This window comes from Rhodococcus sp. KBW08, from assembly GCF_003852455.1.
GTDB classification, from domain to species: domain Bacteria; phylum Actinomycetota; class Actinomycetes; order Mycobacteriales; family Mycobacteriaceae; genus Rhodococcus_F; species Rhodococcus_F baikonurensis.
In genome coordinates, this window is record NZ_QAJJ01000041.1 from 1 (window position 1) to 20,172 (window position 20,172).

Sequence of the window (20,172 nt, forward strand, 5' to 3'; positions counted from 1 at the left end):
CATCGCGCCTTTGGTGGTCTCGGAGATCGCCAGGATGTCGTTGATGCTAGTGCCCGCGTATCCCGTTTGGCTGAACAAGGTTGCGGGCACCTCGAGGATCGCTTCTCGGGTGATTTCCGCTCGCCGCCGAAAGCGGCGGACGACCGGTTCTTCCGTGGTCGATGTCCGCCTCGGGATAGTTACGATCGTTCATAGATCACAGGCGCTTTTCTGTTGTCGTCAACCCTGACGGTGTTACAGCACTGTCGGGGCCACCTTTGTTGGTGGGACTTGTTCAGACGGTGGTGAGTTCGCTTCGCATCGGGTTCTCGGCGGCTCGCAGGTCGGGCAATGGTGGACTGTCGAAGCCTGCTTCTCAGGTTGCGGTATCGAATTTCTCGTATCGGCGCCGTGCGGTCGATGTCGCGACGGGAGGCTTCGATTACAGAGCGATGGTTTCCCACGTGAGGTTCGGGTTCGTGAGCTTGCGGACTGCCGTGTCTTTCACGTTCTTCGTGAGATCCGACCGGGCGACGAAAGCCATGAGGTCGTCTTGCCGGCATCCAAGTCGGCCTGTGCTTCTTCGGCGGCGCAGCGGTCTGGGAACTCCGTAGCCGTGTCTTGGGGTCGAAGGCGGAGCGGGACAGCGGCGGCTCCGGCGGTTTGGACAAGCCACCCTCGGAGACGAATAGTCCTGTCCGAGAATGCGATCCGAGGAATCTTTGGACGACAACGGTCCAACCCGTGACAGCATTCGCCCACGAAGTCCAGATGCGTTGCAGCGCAGTATATTCGGACTCCGGCACGACACAATACAAATTATCGGCAATGCATTTTCGCACTTGGATCGCACACTCGAAGTACTATCTGGCATTTTGAACGCGGAAATTGGATAACATTTCATTGGTGCGGCGATTCTGAGTGGTCAGTTCGGCCGCGCAAGGCCTGCCCTCCGGCTGTGCATTCGCCGGGGGTGGGCCTCACCAAACTCCTCGCGCCGCCACGTTGAACCGTAGGCACTATGGACGCGCTGGCGATGTGCCTGCCTGATACTTAAGTACCGTGTGCAACCGCCAAGCGTGGTTCGGCCCCATACTCGAGAAGTAGTATCGCGCGTGCACGTTCGCCTTTGCCGGCTCGGCGTGCGCGGCCCGCCTAGGTGTAACTGACGAACACTGTGGGCGGGCCATCCGGCGAATGAAGAACTCCGTCCACCCGGACAGGAATCGGCGGCCCTCCCAAGTCTCCGACAGTCCGGCGCCGAATCTCGTCGAGAATCTGCTTGTTCGACAACTGCTGCAGCGACTTCTGTGTGGGCGACAACGGCCGGTTCTCCCCTTCTGTCATGAACCCGGCGGCGATCAACACTTCCTGCACAGGCGCATCGAACAACGCTGCGACGCGCCTCAGCACCTGCGGGGTCGGGGACCGCGAGATCCTTGTCCACTGACGCATCTGGGATGGATACACACCGAGCGCCCGAGCTGCTTCCTCTGGACTTTCATAGCCGCGGGCCACGATCTGGTCTCGAACCCAAGCTGCGAATCCTGAAGCCATGGGCGTTATTTTCCCACGGAATTTCTGAACATTCGCGCAGCGAAACAGTTCGAGAGTTTCGCGCTCGGATCAGCTATCCCCATGCGCTGTCCATGAATTAGGATAGTTCAACACTCAAGTATCTGTGACTCCGCGAAGACTGGTATCGGAACCCTCAGATCCGTAGATTTTCGTCGGCGGCATCGCTCGAACCCTCAACTTCGGGTATGGCGTAGCCCTGCCGACGCGATCCCCCAGACAGTCGGCAGGGCACCATAAACGGTGCGCCGCTTCCGCCTCGGTTCTCGGCGCACCCCGGGCCGCCAGCGTGCTGATCACACACTCGCTGGTGGCCCTTCTTGGTAACCCCTGGATCTTGAAAATGCCCGACGCGATTGAGTTTTGGCCTTCCCTCATGCGGCATACAGCTGCCGCGGCACTTCGATGCCGGTAACATGGTCAGCCACGCTGCCCAGTTCCGAGCTGGCAGCCCTTGCCTCGACTGCGCCGACTAAGATCTTTCACGGGTCGGGGCCCCGGACGCCGAGAGTTGCATTAGCCGATGAAGAACGGTGCATACTGCACGCAATGCCGACGCTGCAGCAGCGTGGTTTACGACGGCCCATGGATCTCGCCGACCGAACGGCTGAGACTGCAGCAAGATCACCGAAGTGCCTGTCCTGCGGATGTCATTCCGATCCGAGAGTCGCTCTCGACGTCGTCTCGGGTTGCCGCTGCGAACTCACACATCACGCGCCCCGCCTAATTGCGGCGCAGGGTGAAGTCGGAGATAAAAAGACCCGGAGGTTACGATATGGCTACCGTTGCATGTATGGTCGGATTGTAAACACATAACGCTACAGTTGTTCGTTTACCAGCCCTGACGGTCCCCTATCTTGTGTGGCCGTCAGGGCTGCACAGTTACGGAATGAAAAAGCCCGGATCTAGTTACTCTCGGCAACTATCTGCGACCGGAAACCTGCAGAATCTAACGGGCCTCGAAACGGAGATGTCGTGAAACGAAAAGCACTGCTCCTCATAACCGGAGCCCTCGTCATCGCCTTCGTGAACCGATCACTCGGTTCGGTGGCCACGACCCAGCCCTTCGGCGTACCTCTCGGGCACCGCCTCGTCCGCTGAAACCTAACAGAGCCCACCCACCGCTGCTGCGGGGCCAACGAACTCGGCCCAGTCTATTCGGCCCATCACGCCGTATGAAACAGCAAAAGACGCCCCCACCGAACCCCGGCAGGGGCACCCTCTTTTACAGAACGGCGACGCCGCTCCGCGTGAAGATAGTGGTGCCGAACTGGCTGATTCGGTTGTACTGAACCTTCACCCCGTCCCCGGCGGTCAACGGGTAGCTGACTGCAGTTCCGCCGCGCACGTCATAACCCCCGATATCGGAACTGATATTCACCACATAGCCATTTACGAGGATCCGGATTGCAGACCTACCGTCCTTCGACCCACCCATCGAATCAGTCCAGTGGGTCACCGCAATCGGCGCTCGCCCCGGCGTCAACTCCCGAACTTTGCTCCAAGCAGACCTGATCGCACGCCCGATCCTCCTCAGCCCCGTCCAGCAGATCCCGGCCACCAGGACAGCAATCGCGGGCACACGCTAAACCGCTCCCCTACAACACAATTGGAAGACTAGACATGGAAACATTCGCCGTGACCTACGTCTTCGACAAGACAAGACAAGAGCAGATGCACGCAGCAACCACAGACCAGCGCACAACAACCTGGCTCGCCGACCTGGTAGAACGGAACATCGTGCAATGCTCCGGCCCCTTTGCCAGCGGCAACGGCGGACTCCTCATCTTCAAATCAGACTGGACCGAAAACCTCAACGCACTGCTACTGGAGACCCATTCGCCCAACCCAACCTCATCGAGCACACCTCGATAAAACAGTGGCGCCCAGTTCACGGCACCATCGGCTCCCCTGCCAACCCCTGATCCCAAGCCCCTCGGCCTCAATCAGATCAAGTCGACAGTCAAGCAACTGACGAGCCGTGAGCGGGACGTCCTCACACTGCCGGGGGGAAGTCCTGTCCAATGGTCAGATCGCGCGCCGGCTGCACCTGGTGGAGGGCACCGTCAAGGCCCATGTAAGCGCCACCTTGGTCCAGCTCCATGCCGATAACCGTGTCCAGGCGGCGATTGTCGCCCACCAGGCAGGTCTGGCCTGACGGGAAACCGGAGGGACGACCGACACTTGGACCGATGTCCCGAACCATGCCGGCCATCATGGTGCGCCCTGCTGCGCCTAACCGACGCGTACCGATGGACTCCAGGAGGCAGTGACGGGACATTGGCTACGGACGCCTGTGATGACATACCGAGACCCGGATCCGGAACTCGATGACTGCGCCAACACAATTTCGTATTACACTAATATCTATGACTGACGAAACGATCAACGATCAGCCCGTCACCGACAACATGATCGAAGAATGGGCAGACGAAGCCGAAACCGGTTACGACGTCGAAAAGTTGCGCAAACGGGGCCGGCCCGCCCTCGGTGTCGGTCCAGGCGCAGTAGTGCCCGTACGGATGGACGCCGCATTGCTCGAAGCGTTGAACGCCCGCGCAGAACAAGAACACGTCTCCCGGTCCGAAGCGATCCGAGAAGCAGTGCGTGCCTGGACCCAGGTCGCGTGAAAGCCCATAAATCCGCGCTCAAACACGGAAGCAGCGAAGACGCCGGCATCTACGCGGCAGAGCACCACGTGTACGTCGCCGACTTGGACGACGACAACCCTGCCCGCCAATTCCGGCTGGACTTCGACCCGAACGGACGCCTCCTGGAATCAGTCGTGCTGCGCTTCGACAGTGGAAACGAGCTACTCATTCACGCTATGACGGCCCGACCTCAGTACGTCGATCTCCTGTAATCGATCTTTGTTCACCGAGTGCGATGCAGGGAAGTCGACCTGCTTGCCGGTACGACGACGACATCGCCATCAACGCTCGGTGACCGCGGCTTGCACCTACACAGGTGTGTTCGCGTCCACCGCCCCGTGCCGCGAACTGGCACCACCGACCGTTCTCGCCATCAGTGGGGCGACATGCAGCTCACACGACATCCCTCATCCCCATGACACTGACTATTCACACCCCGAAGTTGTTCAGTGACATGACAAATGAATACCCAGATGCCACAGAGGCAGCGCTCGACGACAGCCGCTTTCGGCGCTGACCCCGTCAGCTCTATGACGACGGCACTAAACCCGATCCACGACTCAGTCTCGCCAACGAACCCTCCTGGCGCACGAGCACCCGATCTCAGATGCCACACCTGCTGTTGCTGAATTTCTACCGCGATGGACTTAGTCGGGTTGGGTTTCGCGGACGACGATCCGACAAGCGACTTCAAGGTCGCCTCACAGATTTTGCCCCACAAGGAATTATAAAAACTCCTGCCAAACAGGACACGAAGGCCGTTCCCACCTCCCGACCAGGCACGCGACGCGGGACCAATTGCTCCGAACGCGAACACTACGAATACGGACAACGTCACTTCCCGTGCCGCCCCGCGCGGCTGAGACAATCCCCTCGCGGGGCTGAGCAGAAGCGTCAAGCCGCGCCGGTGGCGAATCCGAGTCCTGGGCTTGTTGCAGCGTATGCGGAGTTGCGGGGGCGGAGGCTGCGTCCGGCGCCGGGATCGGCTGCGCGCGTGGCGGCGATATGACTGACCCTTAAACGGTTCGTGTTCTTGCTCGTCCGGTGAACGAGCACGCCGGAAAGTTCCAGTAAGGGTAGTACGCCGGCACGTTTGTCGAGTTCAGCACGCCTTTGTCCGGAAGTTGTCAGTCTCTGCCGAGGTTGTGTTCGCGTTTCGGCGTGGCCGGACGTGGCGGTGTGAGGTCTTCGATAGCAGCGGTGCGGCTTCGGTGGGGAAGCTCGTGCGGGCGCGGTTGGCGATGTCGCTGAGTCCGTTGGGGTTGTATGGTTCGCGGTTTCCGTGTCCTGCGGCAATCAGATGGTGCCCTTCGGTGTATTCGCAATGGCGACGAAGCGCATGTCCATCCAGCGAATCCAGCTGCCAGTGTCGTCCTGGCGCTCCCATCGTGCCGCCATAGACGACTTGTCCTTGGACGGCCAGAGGGTGTTGTCCTTGGACGGCCAGAGGGTGCTGCGCATTCCGTCGCCCAGGAACGTCCAAGATCCGTCAGCGTTCAGGTTCGCGGTCATCCTCCCATACGCGCCGGAACCGTCGAACGCTCGCATGGCGTACGTGTCGGTCACGGCATCATGGTCCCCAATGAGCTCGAGAGCCTGCACCCGGCTGCCGCCCATCATGACGTCAACTCGATGGACCACCCATTTTCCACCGGGCAGCCACTCGTACTCATCGGTGCCGTCGATTATCGCGGCGGGCGCCCCTTGCTCGTCGAACGCAGTGCCCGATGTCCTCCACCACCCAATGATGGCCTCGAACGAGCGCATGTTCTCTGCTGCGTCAGTCATGTTGTTCCCCTCGTAGTCAAGCTCGGACGCGGCCGCCGACCTCCCGGAACGACACTCTTCCCGATCCATCTGGTGGCGATGGCGGCCCCGTCAGTGCGCACGGCGATTGCGACTCACTCCTGTAGACCCGCCGGCACTCGAAAACTCATCGGCCACATTCGGGACGTCCGACTCGGCACAGGCTCATCGTCACCGTGCGCGATGTCGAACTGGGTGCGGAGGGACATCACCACGTTCAATTTCTACGTGAATGTTCCTTCCTGGCTGCAGACTCAGCCAGACCAAATCTGTTCCACAATCATCGATTGATGGACATACCAATTCGGGGCACTGTCGCGCCCGATCTGAGTCGAGCGAGACAAACAGGATCTAGTGAGAATCGAGCGTGCGTTCGCGTCGTACGAGGTTCCAGCCCGTCACTGAAACGAGGGCCCCGACCGCTGCCCCGAACAGGGGTCCACCGATGATCATGCCAATGATGAATCGGGACACCGGGACCGTCTCGATATGGAACGGTTGACGGACACCTCGACTTCGGCAGGAACACCCGATCGTTTCCGGTCCGCGATGTGGTTCAGTCGCCATGCCGAATAGTTCTGAGTAAAGCGTGCCGAATAATTCCGAGAGAGACAGAGTGAATAAGGGGTTCTGGGTCCGATCAGGCCCTCACTTCGAGGAGAGAAGCGCTGGCGCTTGTCCAATGCGATCGAGTGTGGGAAGAAGTGGAGAGCGACGCCAAAGACGACCCGGACGCTGACGCAGGATCACGTGTCTGGCGTAGCATTACGAGATGACGAAAAGCAAAATTTGTATAACTCTAGCGTCCGCAGGGTTGGGTTCTTTTATAGGGCTGGTTTGCGCTGGCGTAAATGAGATTGTCAAACCTGAAATACTAGAAAATTCCAATTACGTTCTGCAACATGATTTTGAAGGCCTTACTTCAGGTAATGCTTCGATAACTGGTGCATCATTCACCGACCTCACCGCAGTTCCTGTAAATGAGGAATCAATATCGACATGGATCTTGCTTCCGGTTGTCGCGGGCGCTACGGCCGCCGCTGTAGGGATGACTTCTGCTATCGCGGGAGTTTCACTTGTTCGGAATAGGGTTTAGGGAACTGAACACGACTTGACCGGCCTGTCACTTTAACTCTTCACCCTTAGCGCGTTTGAGGCAGCCAACGTGTGACATTTTTCGATGCAGAGTAGGATTCGACGATGACTAGCTTAGGCACGGTATCAGCTTGGTTCGGCGATGAGGGATGGGGCGTTATCGAGTCTCCAGAGACGCCCTCTGGGTGCTGGTTCCACTACAGCGACCTTTGGAAGTTGAAATACCCGGCGCTGGCATCAGGCGAGTCTATTCGCCAGTTTGACTGTAACCGCTCGGTCATTGTCGGCGAAGAGGTCGAATTTTGGTGGGAAAAGGTTCGCCAGGATGGTTATCTTTACAGAGCAGTGGATGTCCGACCCCACCGAATGCCGCCACGAAGATTAATTGAATACAGCGTGGGAGGTGCGGTCATGCCCTGGCCGACCAGCAGGTTTGGACCTCTTCCTTACCCTGATCTTTGGACAGACGCATTCGATAGAACCGAAGACAAGGGATCATCGTCGGCGGAATGATACTTCTATAGTATTGGTTCGAAGTTTATATCAAAATTTCGTTCTCTGGCGCGCATTATATTTGAATCCATTGCACGCGGAGTCCTTGCTGAGTTGCGCCACGGTGGCCCTGGCTCAGCCACTCGCCGTGCCTGTCATGGCCGCGTGACAACTATCTACCTTTCGGGGCGCACCTCAACGCACCTATTGCGACCGAAGGCACCCACACGTCGAGTGTGAGTGCCTTCGGTTGTGAGCGTTCGAGTACGTCGGCCCGGCGCGACGTCACTTCGCCCGCAATCTCAAACGCACCTGTGAAGATCCTGGGATCGGTACGAAAACTCGCCAGTGTTGACAGAGAACCGAATTGCAGGCCTAAGTGATTGCCGAACGATTGGTCGAAATCGGGCAGGTCAGTTCAGGAACTTGTAACCCATGGCATATTGGGCGATGGTCAGGCCATAACCAATGTTTCCGGCACCGAGAACGCATGCTGAGAGAGGAATCGTCTGCGCTGCAAGGACGCATCGCAAACCTGTTCCAGGATCCCCGATCCACAGACGCAGATCGACTGGATGCAATTGCAGCCGAACTCCGAATCCCACAACGTGCCCCCCTTCTGGTCATCGGAGCTGCCGGTGACGACATCCCGGCGCTACGTGTATTCATCTCCGAAACCGAGCGCTCCGGACGAACGGTCTACACCCACTACCTCGGCGACGTCCTGATTGCCTTCACACGCAGATTCGACCTCTACGGACCACACGCCACCGATGTCGGCCGGAATCTCCTCAAGCTTCGAGTCGGAGTTGTCAACGCCGACACCGGTCTGTCAGCCCTTCGCGCAGCGGCCAATACCGCACGAGCTCTCACACGAACAATCACCAGCGAAGACCACGCTGCTCTCACCTGGGACCGAGGGTGGGCAAGACTGGCCAAGCTAGGCCTACAAGAATCAGGAAACGAGCTACTCACCGATGTCGACGACGCCTTGGTGACCTGCGGAGACGCGGAACGGGTCCGTCTCGAAGAATGCGTGCGCAGCTATATGAAAACAGGCAGTATCGGGGAATCGGCCAACGAGCTGTTCTGTCACCGCAACACCGTTTCCAATCGTCTTCATCGATTTGCGAAACTCACCGGTTTGGACCCCACGATTCCTGAACAATCCGCGAGACTCGTAGTGGGTTGGGCATAGAAGCACTCGAAACGCCTTCCCCTGTACATTCTCGGGGGACCGCTGTCGGAAGCGTCATGCAACGAACTGTATGGGCGAGGTAGCTCTGCGCGCGCTGGGAGGTTGCCCGGTCACGCGTTTGAAAGCGCGGCTGAACGCAGCTTGAGAGGTGTAACCAAGATTTCGAGCCATGGCTTCCACCGACATCGTGTCCTGGGCCAGCCACTGGCTGGCAAGAAGCATTCTCAGTTCCGTCGCGTACCTCAGAGGCGGTACGCCGATCATCGCGTGGAAACGTTCCGCGAACACCGATCGGGACACATGGCACTGCGATGCCAACTCCGCTACCGTCCAATGATGTCCAGGATGCCGGTGGACAGCCAAGATGGCTCCCGCTAGTCGCGGATCGCGCAGCGCAGCCACCAGTCCAGAGGCATTGTCGCAGCCGCATTCAACCCACCCTCGCACGATCATCGCAGCTACGACTTCGGCGAGACGCGCTGACACACCAGCAAAACCGACACGCGCCGAACAGGTCTCACGCCTCATCGCAGCAAGGATCGGTAAAAGTCCGGGGTATCGCTCCCCCTGGGCGTCGGCGATCATGATCGCGGGCATGATACGGCTCAGGCCTTGCATCCCACCGAGATCGAATTCCATGTAACCGGTGAACAATACGGCGCTGGGAGACTGGTCGGCGGCGAGGCCGACATTCACGTCCCCCACCGCATCGCCGAGGGGTTCGGAGTCGTAGCTGTCGATGCCCTGAGCCACTACCCCGGGCCCGGACAGCCACTGATGGGGTCGACCGTGCGGGATGAACACAGCGTTGCCCGCCGACAGTTCGTGGACGGTGCCGTTCTCGGCACGCAGGAACGCGTGACCGACTGCGAGGAAGTGGAAATAGGCACGGCCCGGTTTCGCATCGAAGCCGATGCCGAATCGCGGACCGGCATGTACGCGACGGTACTGCACTCCACGCAACCGCATACTCGTCAACAGTTCGCTGATGAGGTCGGAGGACGAGGCGAACGTCCCGGCAGCCGACTCGGCCGGACTCTTGATCAAAACGGCCGGATCCTCAGTCATAGATCATCCTGAAAGTCGTATCTAGTGTTGACGCAAAGCCTTTCATGCGATCCAGGAGAAGTACAACCGTTGTCCAGTGATGTGTGCACCACCGTGTCCAATTCCCGACCCGTCCGAACAGCCGCAGTTGTCGACCCGCCACCGCTGCCGGTGACACCGAAGTGGATGGCGGTGATGTCACTGTCTCTAGGCGTATTCGGACTGCTTACGGCCGAGTATCTTCCGGCTAGTCTGTTGACTCCGATTGCCGATGATTTGGGTGTGTCGGAAGCACTGGTGGGCCAAGCAGTCACCGTCACAGCTGGAGCAGCAATCCTCTCTGGACTACTGACGGCAAGCCTGACACGACGGATCGACCGGCGAATTGTTCTGCTCAGCTTCACTGTGCTGATGATCGCGTCGAACGCGCTCGTGGCCCTGGCCCCGAACATGGTGGTGCTGTTGGCGATGCGGATCCTGCTCGGTATTGCGTTAGGTGGTTTCTGGAGCATGGCGGCTGCCACGGCGATGCGCCTGGTACCGGAATCGTCGGTACCTCGAGCTGTATCAATCATTTTCAGCGGTATCGCCGTAGCAACCATCGTGGCCGTCCCGCTCGGTAGTTACCTCGGTGAACTGTCCGGCTGGCGCAGTGCCTTTTGGGCCACCGCAGCCCTCGGGGTCGTGACGCTTGCCTTCCAACTGTTCGCGTTGCCCCCGATGACACCGCGGGGCGAGGCACGGTTGAGAACTTTGTGGTCGGTGTTGGTACATCCACGCTTCGGGATCGGCATCGTCGGCATGTTGCTCGTCCACGTCGGGCACTATGCACTGTTCACCTACATTCGGCCGGCGCTCGAAACCATGGTCAATGTCGACGCCTCCACTCTGACTGTTCTATTGTTCGCCTTCGGAGTGGCGAACTTGGCAGGCACACTTGTCGCCGGATGGCTCCTCCAACTCAGCCTGCGTCTGACACTGGCGCTGATGCCACTACTGATCGGGATAGCTGCTCTAGGTCTGGCACTGGTGCCTGCAACTCAGAGCGTAAGCGCAACCTTGGTGGTGTTGTGGGGCTTGGCATTCGGCGGAGTTTCGGTGGCGTGGTCGACCTGGGCGACCAGCACCGTGCCCGACAAGGCGGAAAGTGCAGGCGGGATCGTGGTGGTCGGTGTCCAATCCGGAATCGCTGCAGGTGCCGCAGCAGGCGGTGCAATATTCGGAGCAGGGGGTGCCATGGCAGTGTTCTCGGTTTTCGGAGTCGTGCTGATTGCGTCAGCATTGTTCATCACATTGTCCGTGAAGAACCCCGATCACCTTGCGTGACATCGGTTACCTGCATGCGGAGGCAGACTGGGACCACGAATCGGCGAGGTCCGCTGATCGGTGCGTGAGCAGCGTGATGTGGCCCGGTCAGCTCTCGAACAGTTTCCGCGCCTCGAGCTGCGCCGCGAACGAGAGAAGACCAGCCTCGGTGCGTGGGCGTCCGACGAGCTGTACACCGACAGGCAAACCGTCGACGTCGGCTGCCGGAATGGACACTGCCGGCAGTCCGAGGAGACTCCACGGCGCAGTGAGTGAGAGCAGACCACTTGGAACGTCGACCGACTGATCCTCGACACTCACCCGACGGCTGAACAGCGGCGGTGCCGAAAAGGGAATCGTAGGCAGCGCAATGAAATCGACCGCACTCAGTAACTGAGCAACACCTACACGGAACTGTTCACGAATCGCGATCGCCTGCAAGAACTGCGAATCGGTGTACGCGCCGCCCATCTCGAGACGCTCACACACCTCTGGGTCGTAGAGATCGGGCGCGAGACTGAGCCGTTCGGCGTGGACCGCGTGAGCTTCACGCCCTTGGATGACACGATAGGAGAAGCGAAGCGCCTCCGCGCCGCGGATATCGATTTCGTCGGTGAGGAATGGTGCGACCAGATCGCGGGCAGAACGGGCAATCGATGGTTGAGTGGCATGAATTGAACTCGGCGATATCCAGCGAACGCGCACACCGGTGACGGAAGTGCGCTCGGCCGGTGGTGAGAAATCGTCGATCAACGCTGACAGTACGACGTGTGCATCAGCCGCACAGCGAGCCAGAACGCCCACGGTGTCCATCGAACTGGCCAGAGGAAGTACTCCGCGCGTGCTGATCGCCCCTTGTGTGGGGCGAACACCGACGACGCCGCAGCATGCGGCGGGGATTCGCACGGAACCACCGGTATCCGTGCCGAGTGCGACCGGAATAATACCGGCAGCGACGGCGGCCGCCGAACCGCTACTAGACCCTCCGGACATGTGCCCCAATGCATGTGGGTTACGAGTGGGTCCAGTAGCAGCACGATCGCCCGTCGGACCGTTCGCGAATTCATGCGTCGTCGTCTTCCCGATAACTATCGCCCCTGCTCGTCTGAGCCGCTCGACGCAATCTGCATCGCGAGTGGCGATCCGATTCACGAAATGTCGTGAACTGGCGGTCGTCGGCAGACCTCGTACATCGATCATGTCCTTCACCGCTACCGGTATCCCGTGCAGCGGACCCCGGACAGCACCTACGGTCAATTCTCGATCGGCGGCGGCTGCGGCTGCACGAGCTCCGGCCACGTCGATGGTGACGAACGCGTTGATTGTCGATTGCGAGCGCTCGGCCTCCTCGATGGCAATCCCGATCAAGTCCGCTGACCTGACCCGACGAGCCCGAAGGTCCGCAGCCAGATCTGCGATGGTCCTTCGGCTGAAGTAGCCGCCAGTCGCGGATCCATGGACGGCCGAAGAGGGATTCTCCGTCATGCCGACGACACCGCGAGCGCCGCGATGGCCTCGCGGAAGGGTTCGATCGGAGCGATAAGCAGACCGGCGCCCGCGTGTCCGCCTTCACGCAGGGCAGCACCCATGTGGATACGTGGAGTGATCGCGGTGGAAACCACACGTGCCGCGTCGATTCCGAACGGAACGCCACGAAAGCCTAGATACGGAATCTTCCACTGTGGGTGCTCAGTGTGAGTAATGCCGTACATTGCCTCCGTCGTTTCGACCATTTTCTGAACTGATCCGCCGCTGTAATCCTGGAGCGAAAAAGCAGCCGCCGCCGAAAGGCCGCCGAGTCCGACAGTCTCGGTGATCAGGCTCTCGCCGCCCATGAACGCAGTATCCTCAGCGGTGATCCCGTCGAAATATTTCGCCTGCAACGTGGGAATCGGCGCGCGGAACCATCTCTGGCCGGTGCCAGCTGTACGAATCGCGAACTCCTTCCCGCTCAACGCCATAGCGGTGACGATGCTGCTGTGCGGTGTATTGCTGGCGGTTGTCGCGATGCTCTTACCCGTCGCCATGGCGACGTGGAGAAAGAACAAATCGTTCCGACTGAGGAAGTTCAGAACGTCGCGGGTTGCTGCGGTGAAGCCATTGGCCTCGAGAACAGACTCGTGGATCTGTTCGAAGAACACCGCTGTGGCCGCTGTATTACGGCTGTGCAAGTCATCGCCCATACCGAGGGCACGCCGAATGATGGGACTGGTGCGTAGACCGCCAGTGTGTCGTAGTGCCGCTGAGAGGGCTGGGCCGAGCACGTCCTTGATCCAGGTCAATTGTTGATGTACAGCCTCGTTCCATACCCCGTAGGTGAGGCGTTCGCGGGCACTTCCCTCGTAGAGAACGCAGTGTCCGCGCGAACCCGACATCGAATCTTCGACAACGAGGACAGGCATCGACGCCGTCGTCACCCCGGTCAGCGAGCCCACGCACCCGTAGTCATGACACGGCCGGACAAGGATGTCTCCCGCATGCAGTAGAGCGTCGGCCTCCTCCACCGAGTTCGCGAGCCCCTCGAAGAGTGCTGCTCCCAGTATCGCTCGGCGCTGGCCTCCTTCGTATGCAGGCCAGGGCAACGGGGCTCCCGAGGTGAGGATGGTGTGGCGGGTCATGCCGGAGAGCGCATCGAGAGCCGGGGTGACATCGATCAAGACGGGGTCTGCTTGCAGCATCGCATTCACCGCGGCGGTATTTGCGCGAATTCGTCTGTCCGGCAGAATGTCTTGCATAGCTTCTGCCTTTTGCTCGAGCCGTGTGTCGGTCATGCCCACCGACCGAGGAAATCGATCACAGCAGCATTGACTTCAGCTGGTTTGGACGCGCTCAGGAAGTGATGCCCGTTCGGGATCGTCTCGAGGCGTACTTCGGCCGCACGAGTGAACAGTTTGATTTCCTCCTCGGCGTTGGCCACTGAATAGACCTGGTCTGCCGTGCCGTGGAGCCACAGGACCGGCTGCGTCACTTCGTCCAATCGCCCGAACAGGCCGTCGCGATCACGGAGATTGATCGTGGAGAGCCGCAGTCGGTGCCGGCCCGCGTCGCCGGAGTAGTTCGTGCGGTAGATCTCGAGCCACCTCACTCGGTCTTCCGGGCTCAAGCCTCCCAGCGCAGCGTCGAAGGTGGCATCGACGAAATCATCGGGAACAACCCAGTCGTCGTCGACCGGCTCGCCGAAGGCCTCGATGTAGGGTGTGCAGAATCCCGGCCCGTCCCAGCACCCGAGGTCTCGGCTGCGTTGACTCTCGACGTCCAGCGAGGTACCCAACGGAATCAAGCCTTTGACTACCTCTGGTGCCAGCAAGCCCATTCGAGTGGCAATCCACCCCCCTTGCGAAGTCCCCAAGACGAAGGCGTTCGGAATGTCCAGCGCCGCAAGAGCCTGCAGGTTCGCAACTGCGCTGTCCCAGTAGGTGAAATGCTTGTATGTCGAACGGGTTCGGCCATGACCGTACGGCTCCAGCGCCAGTAGGTTGGCCCTGTCGGCCAGCGCGGTATCCGCGAACTGGTCGCGGTACAACTCCGCAGAGGTGGTGTACGAGTTGATCATGACCAGGGTCGGCAATTCGGGGTTGTAAGGTCGCCCGAACGTGGCCCCTATGACCGAGCCGCCGAGGTGGGGGATCGTGATGGTTTGATCGAACGTGCTCATGAACTCAATTCCTCTTCTTTGTATGGAAGTCCCGAAAATCGGGTCACGGTATAGGTGCGGGCGCTACCTGGCCGGCACTCGGCATGGATGTTGTCTGGCCGGGGCTGCGGGACGGCTCTCGGGCCGATTCGAAGAGCTGATCAACTCGTTCCAACTCTTCCCGGTCACTGGCTCGAAGGAGGCTGACCGCGACGAAGACGACAAGATTGGCTACGAGGCCGACCAGTCCGGAACCTAACCCCTCAAGCCACGGCACTGCCCCGCCTTGGTCCATGTACGGAACCGTCAGCGCCAGAGCAATTACCGCACCGACGAGCAGCCCGGCGATTGCGCCGTCCCTGTTACCTTTGCGCCACATGAGTCCGCCGAAGATCGGTACGGCAAGTTGGATGATGGCTTGATACGCCAACTGCGTGACGCCGGCCAAGTTGGGTGAATCGTAGATGCGGTACGCGATGATCGCGGCGACTATTGCGGTAACTGCCATCGCAGCCTTGGCGAGGTAGAGCTCCTGCTTGTCCCGCAGTGGGTGAACGACAGCAACGATGTCGTTTGCAACTTGAGTGCCGATCGCTTGGGTGACCCCGTCGACGAAGCCCATTCCCGCCGCGAAAACGATGACCAGCGCGATCGCCAACAACCAGGTACCACCGGCGTCCTGCGCAATCGCGAAAAACGACGATACTGGATTAGCGGCTGCGAAAGGGATCGGCGCCGCGCACAGCGCGACAAACATGAGTAGAACACAGAACACGAAGCCGATTGCCATTGTTTGCAGCGAGCCCTTTTTCACTTCACGCACACTGGCCGCAGTGTAGATTCGCGTGAATATCATAGGCCAGCAAAGACTTCCAATGATTCCGGCGGCCACGATGCCGAAGTAGTAGAGTCCGCCTTCATCAGATCCGAAGCCGGGCAGGCTCAGTTGGGCGTCGGTAAGCTTGCTCATGTTCGAGATGCCACCGAAGTAGAAGAACAACAGGCCCAGGCACAAAATGGCCGATCCGATGTAGGCAACAATTCCCTGGACCATATCGGTGAGGATGAGACCCCTCATACCCATCTGGACGGTCCAGAACTGGCGTACGACCAATACTGCAATTCCGATCAGGATGGAGTCAGCGTCAGAGAGTTTGCCCAGCGATGCCCACTGAACTACCGCGCCCATTGCAATGAGCCCGAGAACAAGCCAGGGCACGAGGGCGACGACACTGATGGCGCTTCCGATCAGTTTCAGGCCGCGGCTGTTGTACCGCAGGTCCAGTAGATCCGCTTGGGTCCGCAGGTCGAACTTCTTACCCCACTTCCATACTGGCCGGGCGATGAAATACATCGCGAGGACACCAAGGACGGAGTAGACGAGAAAGTACAACCCGATTACCCCACTGGCAACGGTCAGACCGAAAACCGCAGTAAAGGTCGAACCGGGCCACCACGAATTCGTGTACGCCATCGACACGAACCAGCTCGAAAACGAGCGCTCGCCGACGGCGTAGTTGCTGAACGTCGCGACGCTTTGCCGGTTCTTGGAGATGTGGAGGACAACAACGATGACGGCGAAGAAGACGCCTAAGGCGCCAAAAGTGACGATCATCAGTCCACCGCTCCCTGACGACACTCGGTGACCCAGAGGCCGGTGACTGCTGCGATCGCAGCTGCGGACACGAGTATCAGGTACCAGACTGAAATCGGTACGCCGATGACCAGGCCGTGCTGGTGGGACATTGCGATGTACAAAGGTGGCCAGAGCGCGATCATATTGATCAGCGCGAATAGTGCGCCGAAGGCGATGTTCCTCGCTGGGGAACGCCTGAATAAGCCAGTGCGTTTCATTGGTACTCTTTTCGTCTCTGCAGGCCGTCAACAGGGCCGGCTGGGCGGCGTATAGCCAGATGAAAAGCGTATGAACAATCACAGTCCTTTGGCCATCGGTCAGTTGACGTATTCTCCGCATGCCTCCGGTCGGACATCCCATACGGACACGACAAACCGAACGGGCGAAATGTATTGGGGCGTCGGAAATTTCAGAACCAGAAATGGACGGGTGAGAATCCGTCTCTAAGTATGCGACCGCTGCATTATCAACGGTGATACATATTCCCTCACAGTGCCTTTGGCGCTACCGTAGGGCTTTGGTTTACGCCCGTTCCAGCTCCCCCGACTCGCTGGTCGTTGCGATCACCTGACGACGGTCGCACTCCGGGTCCTCACATCTCGCTCGCGAGCAACAGACCTGCTTCCACAGCAAGCGCGGCGAGCTGCACCCGAGATTGGCTCCCGAGTTTGACGAGAAGATGCTCGACGTGGGTCGAGACGGTTCTAGGACTGATGAACAGCTTCTTGGCGATCTGGGGGTTGGAATAGCCTCGGGTGACCCAGTGAAGAATCTGCACTTCCCGGCAGCTCAATCCGAACGGCCACGGAATCCGACGTTCAACGACCACGAGGGACGTTCCGGGACCCGCCGACAACTCGATCCGATGGCACGAACCATCCGACTCGGCCCACAAGTACTGCGCCGATCTGCCAGCCCAATCCCGGATCGCTGACGCTAACCAATTGCGCGCACACTCTCCAAGAATCGGACCCGCCGTATGACCGGGCAGCTCCGAAATTGCGCCCGTATCGGTGACGATGACGGCGTGCGCTGCCACCCCAGCCCGTTGCACGGCACCATGTGCACTCCGGAAAAGATCACAGACGTCAGCGAGTACAGGGCGGAACCTCTCGATCACGTGTAGTGCCTCGCTACTGGCGTCTTGGGGGCGCGCCCAGCTCACGTGGAGAGCGCCGGTATATCGCCCACCAGGCAACCTCAGACACATGGTCGCGCCCTCCTTGAACCCAGCGGGAATCAAGAATCCCTCGGCTGACTGAGTCTGCGCGAACGGAATGTGCCAGTCCCTCTGCAAGTCCAGCCAGCGAAGGGCGCGCGGAACCTGGGTATGCAACAAATGAAAGCCCGGATTCCCATCAACGAACGCGTCGTTCATATGTTCGTCGAGCTCCCGCGTATATCCTTCGCTCGCCAACGTGACGTGCCTATGACTTCCTGAACCAACATCCCATGCCGTCAATGCGTATCCATCCCATGGAATCGAATCACGCAGGACTCTCATTGCCGCAGAAGCGCGCACGTGGACGTCGGATAGTTCGGCGAAACGGCCATCGTCCGACGGGATCATGGCCGGAAGCAAAGCGTGGATCTGCATACAAGACTCCTGGATCCGGATCCCCCCAAGTATGTATAGGCTCTCATTGTCTCGCCAGTCAGGCAACATCGGGGACCGGGAGGGGAAACCGGTGGTAGAGCCACACGCAGTGGCCGAAAAGTGGCTGAGTTTTACGCCCGCCCGGCGATCGGCTCGAGCAAGCTGGGGTCATTGTTCCCGGCACGGTTGACGGCAGTCAAGACTTCATAAGGCTCAGATGCGGATCCGGAACGGAATTGATCGTGGCTTGAACTTCGCTTTGTCGGTGAGGTTCGGAGCGAGCTGATGCTCCAGAACATTTCCGGCAGATCAGCGTCGAACGATCGTGTATGTTTCCCGCGGCATCTGAGGTCGGCCGAGTCCAAACCGTACAGGTCCGTACCCATTTGTTCATATCATCTTCAGGCAGATCGGGATCGGGCCACAACTCGTAAAGACCCGTCGTCGCGATCACGTCGTCTCCGTGAATCGTTGGTGTCCGAGTGAGCACCCGAAGGTCCTGCTCAATGACAACGCCCCCGCTCACCCGGATGAATACGGCTTGCTGCGGCCCAACATCGCACCGACTCCAGGCGCTGGCTGGAGGGAGTAACGAGGCGAAAGACAAGAGTAACGGGCGTATTCGATCTGCCCAGATGCATTCCTACGCGAAGGACCTCTGGAAGTGTTTGCCACACAACATGCTTGGCGCAGTGAGGACACCATTGATCACAGCTGCGTAAGCGGCGCGTCGAGAGCTACTTCCTCGCGGTACCCCACCGCGGTAGCGACGAGACCGCCGCGGCTTTTGTCGGTCTGGTGAATTCCACTCCAACATTCCTGGACTACGCATCGAGGATGCAACGGCGGTGGGAAGCGTCTCTCGCCGCAGACTCGCCGACGCTGCCGGACTGCCACAGTGCGATATTTTGGCAACAGTCTTGGCACGGTACGTGCTAGACGCTGACTTCGTTGTCACCTACGGATCAGTACCGCGATCGACGTCAAGGACGATATTCGCCCGACTGCGAGAAGTTGTTCAGATTTCGGAACGCCCGCCGAAGCATCAGCCATCGCGTCGCTACTTAGCGCGATTCCTGGAGCACCTATTTTCGCATCCGCCGTACCTTTCGGCACGAATGTTGCGACAACGCTTGCGGGAGCCGCTGTTTCGCTCATCTGGCCGCCTTCCTGAGAGTCGGTGGAGTCGCTCTCCTGTCACCAGGTCGAGTGCTTCTATCTCTTTCCGCAACCTCGAACAGGTCTATTCGCCTCCCGCTGTTTGCAATGTGAGCGTCACGGCATCGATGCAGGAACGATCGGCCGTGATGCCGATCCGGTGAATCTGCCCGTCGGGGTCGAATGAAATGGTCATCAGTGCAAGTAGCCGCCCGAACGGGGCGATCGTCACGCCAGGTTCGCCATCGATGAGCACCACTGCTGCCTTCTTCGCGCGCGTGGTGAACTGCCGAGTCTCGGCTGCAACCTCGGCGGCCCCACGCATGACCCTCGACGCTCCGGGCGCAACGAGAATTGGATCTACAGTACGGATCACGTCCGGTGCAAGAAGGGTTCGAGCAACGCAGGGATATCGCTTCCCCGTGAAGCGGCAAGGAAGGCTCGCACGATCTTGGTGTGTTCCGGTATCTGCGAGGACGCAGGGGCGAGGGCGGCGTCAATTTTAGTGCGGGCTCGGCTCGCCAACTTCTTACTCGTCGCCGCAGTGCGATCCAAGATGTTCCCGATTTCGCCGAAGGGCATAGCGAATACGTCGTGCGTCACGAATGCGACCCGCTCGGCCGGGGAGAGACATTCGAGGACGACCAGGAGTGCACGACTGACAGACTCAGCGAGAAGCACTTCCGCGTCCGGGCCGCTTATTTCGCCTTCGGGAGGAAGAGCGTCGCCCACGAAGATCTCGCGGCACCGGTGACGCGCTTTGAGCGTATCGAGTGCTGTTCGAGTGGTGATCGTGGCCCGGTATCGATGAACTCCTGGTTACGGCAGTTGTAGATGGTCTGCCCGGTGACATCGAGACCTGCGGCAACCCCGGCAACCGTGTGTCCTGACTTCAACAGGTCGAGAGTTTTTCGGCGGAACTCGGGTGGATACGTCGAGACATCGTGAACCTCTCTCGGGTGCATCAATGCCTGAAGTAAAACAAACGAACTCCGGAAA

19 protein-coding genes are annotated in these 20,172 nt (G+C 59.6%); 7 read left to right on the top strand and 12 right to left on the bottom strand.

Translation table 11 applies throughout. The features are described 5' to 3' along the window. Window positions 1–1,134 precede the first annotated feature (1,134 nt). Entirely contained in the window at window positions 1,135–1,536 is a 402-nt protein-coding gene (locus DBV08_RS31270) for a helix-turn-helix transcriptional regulator (protein WP_124569963.1), read from the bottom strand. Window positions 1,537–2,529: 993 nt separating this feature from the next. Here DBV08_RS31270 and DBV08_RS33105 point away from each other — a divergent pair. After that, window positions 2,530–2,655: a hypothetical protein gene (locus DBV08_RS33105; RefSeq protein ID WP_260395824.1), complete on the top strand. Its 126-nt coding sequence runs from the start codon at window positions 2,530–2,532 to the stop codon at window positions 2,653–2,655. A gap of 124 nt (window positions 2,656–2,779) precedes the next feature. On the opposite strand, the gene DBV08_RS32480 is transcribed toward DBV08_RS33105, so the two are convergent. After that, the gene (locus DBV08_RS32480; RefSeq protein ID WP_185564998.1) at window positions 2,780–2,935 is read right to left on the bottom strand and encodes a hypothetical protein; all 156 of its coding nucleotides are present in this window, start codon (window positions 2,933–2,935) and stop codon (window positions 2,780–2,782) included. Window positions 2,936–3,177: 242 nt separating this feature from the next. Between DBV08_RS32480 and DBV08_RS31275 the strand changes: the two genes are divergently transcribed. The 4 genes from DBV08_RS31275 to DBV08_RS31290 all read left to right on the top strand — a co-directional run bounded on the left by DBV08_RS31275 (window position 3,178) and on the right by DBV08_RS31290 (window position 4,417). Further along, a complete protein-coding gene (locus tag DBV08_RS31275; protein ID WP_124569965.1) occupies window positions 3,178–3,429 on the top strand; it encodes a hypothetical protein in 252 nt (83 codons plus the stop codon). Between the two features lie 178 nt (window positions 3,430–3,607). Continuing rightward, entirely contained in the window at window positions 3,608–3,712 is a 105-nt protein-coding gene (locus DBV08_RS33185; protein WP_311717401.1) for a hypothetical protein, read from the top strand. Window positions 3,713–3,923: 211 nt separating this feature from the next. Next, entirely contained in the window at window positions 3,924–4,184 is a 261-nt protein-coding gene (locus tag DBV08_RS31285; protein ID WP_124569967.1) for a ribbon-helix-helix domain-containing protein, read from the top strand. Beyond that, window positions 4,181–4,417: a toxin gene (locus tag DBV08_RS31290; RefSeq protein ID WP_124569969.1), complete on the top strand. Its 237-nt coding sequence runs from the start codon at window positions 4,181–4,183 to the stop codon at window positions 4,415–4,417. Before DBV08_RS31285 ends, DBV08_RS31290 begins: the two co-directional genes overlap by 4 nt. Before the next feature lie 1,084 nt (window positions 4,418–5,501). Here the strand turns inward: DBV08_RS31290 and DBV08_RS31300 are convergent. Further along, on the bottom strand, window positions 5,502–5,993 hold the full coding sequence (locus DBV08_RS31300) for a DUF1579 family protein (RefSeq protein ID WP_185565000.1): 492 nt from the start codon (window positions 5,991–5,993) through the stop codon (window positions 5,502–5,504). A 2,095-nt stretch (window positions 5,994–8,088) separates the two neighbouring features. On the opposite strand from DBV08_RS31300, the gene DBV08_RS31315 reads away from it, so the two are divergent. Then, window positions 8,089–8,796, top strand: a complete 708-nt coding sequence (locus tag DBV08_RS31315; protein WP_124569975.1) for a helix-turn-helix domain-containing protein — start codon at window positions 8,089–8,091, stop codon at window positions 8,794–8,796. 54 nt (window positions 8,797–8,850) lie between these two features. Here the strand turns inward: DBV08_RS31315 and DBV08_RS31320 are convergent, their stop codons facing one another. Further along, a complete protein-coding gene (locus DBV08_RS31320) occupies window positions 8,851–9,864 on the bottom strand; it encodes an AraC family transcriptional regulator (RefSeq protein WP_124569977.1) in 1,014 nt (337 codons plus the stop codon). Between the two features lie 174 nt (window positions 9,865–10,038). Between DBV08_RS31320 and DBV08_RS31325 the strand changes: the two genes are divergently transcribed. Further along, complete coding sequence (locus tag DBV08_RS31325; protein WP_221621628.1) at window positions 10,039–11,169, top strand: MFS transporter; 1,131 nt, start codon at window positions 10,039–10,041, stop codon at window positions 11,167–11,169. 87 nt (window positions 11,170–11,256) lie between these two features. On the opposite strand, the gene DBV08_RS31330 is transcribed toward DBV08_RS31325, so the two are convergent. The 8 genes from DBV08_RS31330 to DBV08_RS31365 all read right to left on the bottom strand — a co-directional run bounded on the left by DBV08_RS31330 (window position 11,257) and on the right by DBV08_RS31365 (window position 20,069). Continuing rightward, entirely contained in the window at window positions 11,257–12,633 is a 1,377-nt protein-coding gene (locus tag DBV08_RS31330) for an amidase (protein ID WP_124569979.1), read from the bottom strand. Beyond that, the gene (locus DBV08_RS31335; protein WP_124569981.1) at window positions 12,630–13,919 is read right to left on the bottom strand and encodes a DUF1116 domain-containing protein; all 1,290 of its coding nucleotides are present in this window, start codon (window positions 13,917–13,919) and stop codon (window positions 12,630–12,632) included. Before DBV08_RS31335 ends, DBV08_RS31330 begins: the two co-directional genes overlap by 4 nt. Then, window positions 13,916–14,803, bottom strand: coding sequence for an alpha/beta fold hydrolase (locus DBV08_RS31340; protein ID WP_124569983.1), 888 nt, complete (start codon window positions 14,801–14,803; stop codon window positions 13,916–13,918). Before DBV08_RS31340 ends, DBV08_RS31335 begins: the two co-directional genes overlap by 4 nt. Before the next feature lie 43 nt (window positions 14,804–14,846). Further along, the gene (locus DBV08_RS31345) at window positions 14,847–16,397 is read right to left on the bottom strand and encodes a sodium:solute symporter (RefSeq protein WP_185565002.1); all 1,551 of its coding nucleotides are present in this window, start codon (window positions 16,395–16,397) and stop codon (window positions 14,847–14,849) included. A gap of 613 nt (window positions 16,398–17,010) precedes the next feature. Continuing rightward, window positions 17,011–17,247, bottom strand: coding sequence for a response regulator transcription factor (locus DBV08_RS32485; protein WP_185565004.1), 237 nt, complete (start codon window positions 17,245–17,247; stop codon window positions 17,011–17,013). A 2,011-nt stretch (window positions 17,248–19,258) separates the two neighbouring features. Beyond that, the gene (locus DBV08_RS31355; RefSeq protein WP_124569989.1) at window positions 19,259–19,498 is read right to left on the bottom strand and encodes a hypothetical protein; all 240 of its coding nucleotides are present in this window, start codon (window positions 19,496–19,498) and stop codon (window positions 19,259–19,261) included. Window positions 19,499–19,545: 47 nt separating this feature from the next. Continuing rightward, entirely contained in the window at window positions 19,546–19,905 is a 360-nt protein-coding gene (locus tag DBV08_RS33330) for a sigma factor-like helix-turn-helix DNA-binding protein (RefSeq protein WP_185565006.1), read from the bottom strand. Beyond that, window positions 19,872–20,069: a hypothetical protein gene (locus DBV08_RS31365; RefSeq protein WP_124569991.1), complete on the bottom strand. Its 198-nt coding sequence runs from the start codon at window positions 20,067–20,069 to the stop codon at window positions 19,872–19,874. The genes DBV08_RS33330 and DBV08_RS31365 overlap by 34 nt, the downstream gene beginning before the upstream one ends. Window positions 20,070–20,172 lie beyond the last annotated feature (103 nt).

Coding starts and splice junctions, on each gene's coding strand:
- DBV08_RS31325 (WP_221621628.1), top strand. CDS start 10,039: ATGTCACTGTCTCTAGGCGTATTCGGACTGCTTACGGCCGAGTATCTT.
- DBV08_RS31285 (WP_124569967.1), top strand. CDS start 3,924: ATGACTGACGAAACGATCAACGATCAGCCCGTCACCGACAACATGATC.
- DBV08_RS31315 (WP_124569975.1), top strand. CDS start 8,089: ATGCTGAGAGAGGAATCGTCTGCGCTGCAAGGACGCATCGCAAACCTG.
- DBV08_RS31355 (WP_124569989.1), bottom strand. CDS start 19,498: ATGCGTGGGGCCGCCGAGGTTGCAGCCGAGACTCGGCAGTTCACCACG.
- DBV08_RS31340 (WP_124569983.1), bottom strand. CDS start 14,803: ATGAGCACGTTCGATCAAACCATCACGATCCCCCACCTCGGCGGCTCG.
- DBV08_RS31270 (WP_124569963.1), bottom strand. CDS start 1,536: ATGGCTTCAGGATTCGCAGCTTGGGTTCGAGACCAGATCGTGGCCCGC.
- DBV08_RS31320 (WP_124569977.1), bottom strand. CDS start 9,864: ATGACTGAGGATCCGGCCGTTTTGATCAAGAGTCCGGCCGAGTCGGCT.
- DBV08_RS31345 (WP_185565002.1), bottom strand. CDS start 16,397: ATGATCGTCACTTTTGGCGCCTTAGGCGTCTTCTTCGCCGTCATCGTT.
- DBV08_RS31335 (WP_124569981.1), bottom strand. CDS start 13,919: ATGACCGACACACGGCTCGAGCAAAAGGCAGAAGCTATGCAAGACATT.
- DBV08_RS31275 (WP_124569965.1), top strand. CDS start 3,178: ATGGAAACATTCGCCGTGACCTACGTCTTCGACAAGACAAGACAAGAG.
- DBV08_RS31300 (WP_185565000.1), bottom strand. CDS start 5,993: ATGACTGACGCAGCAGAGAACATGCGCTCGTTCGAGGCCATCATTGGG.
- DBV08_RS31330 (WP_124569979.1), bottom strand. CDS start 12,633: ATGACGGAGAATCCCTCTTCGGCCGTCCATGGATCCGCGACTGGCGGC.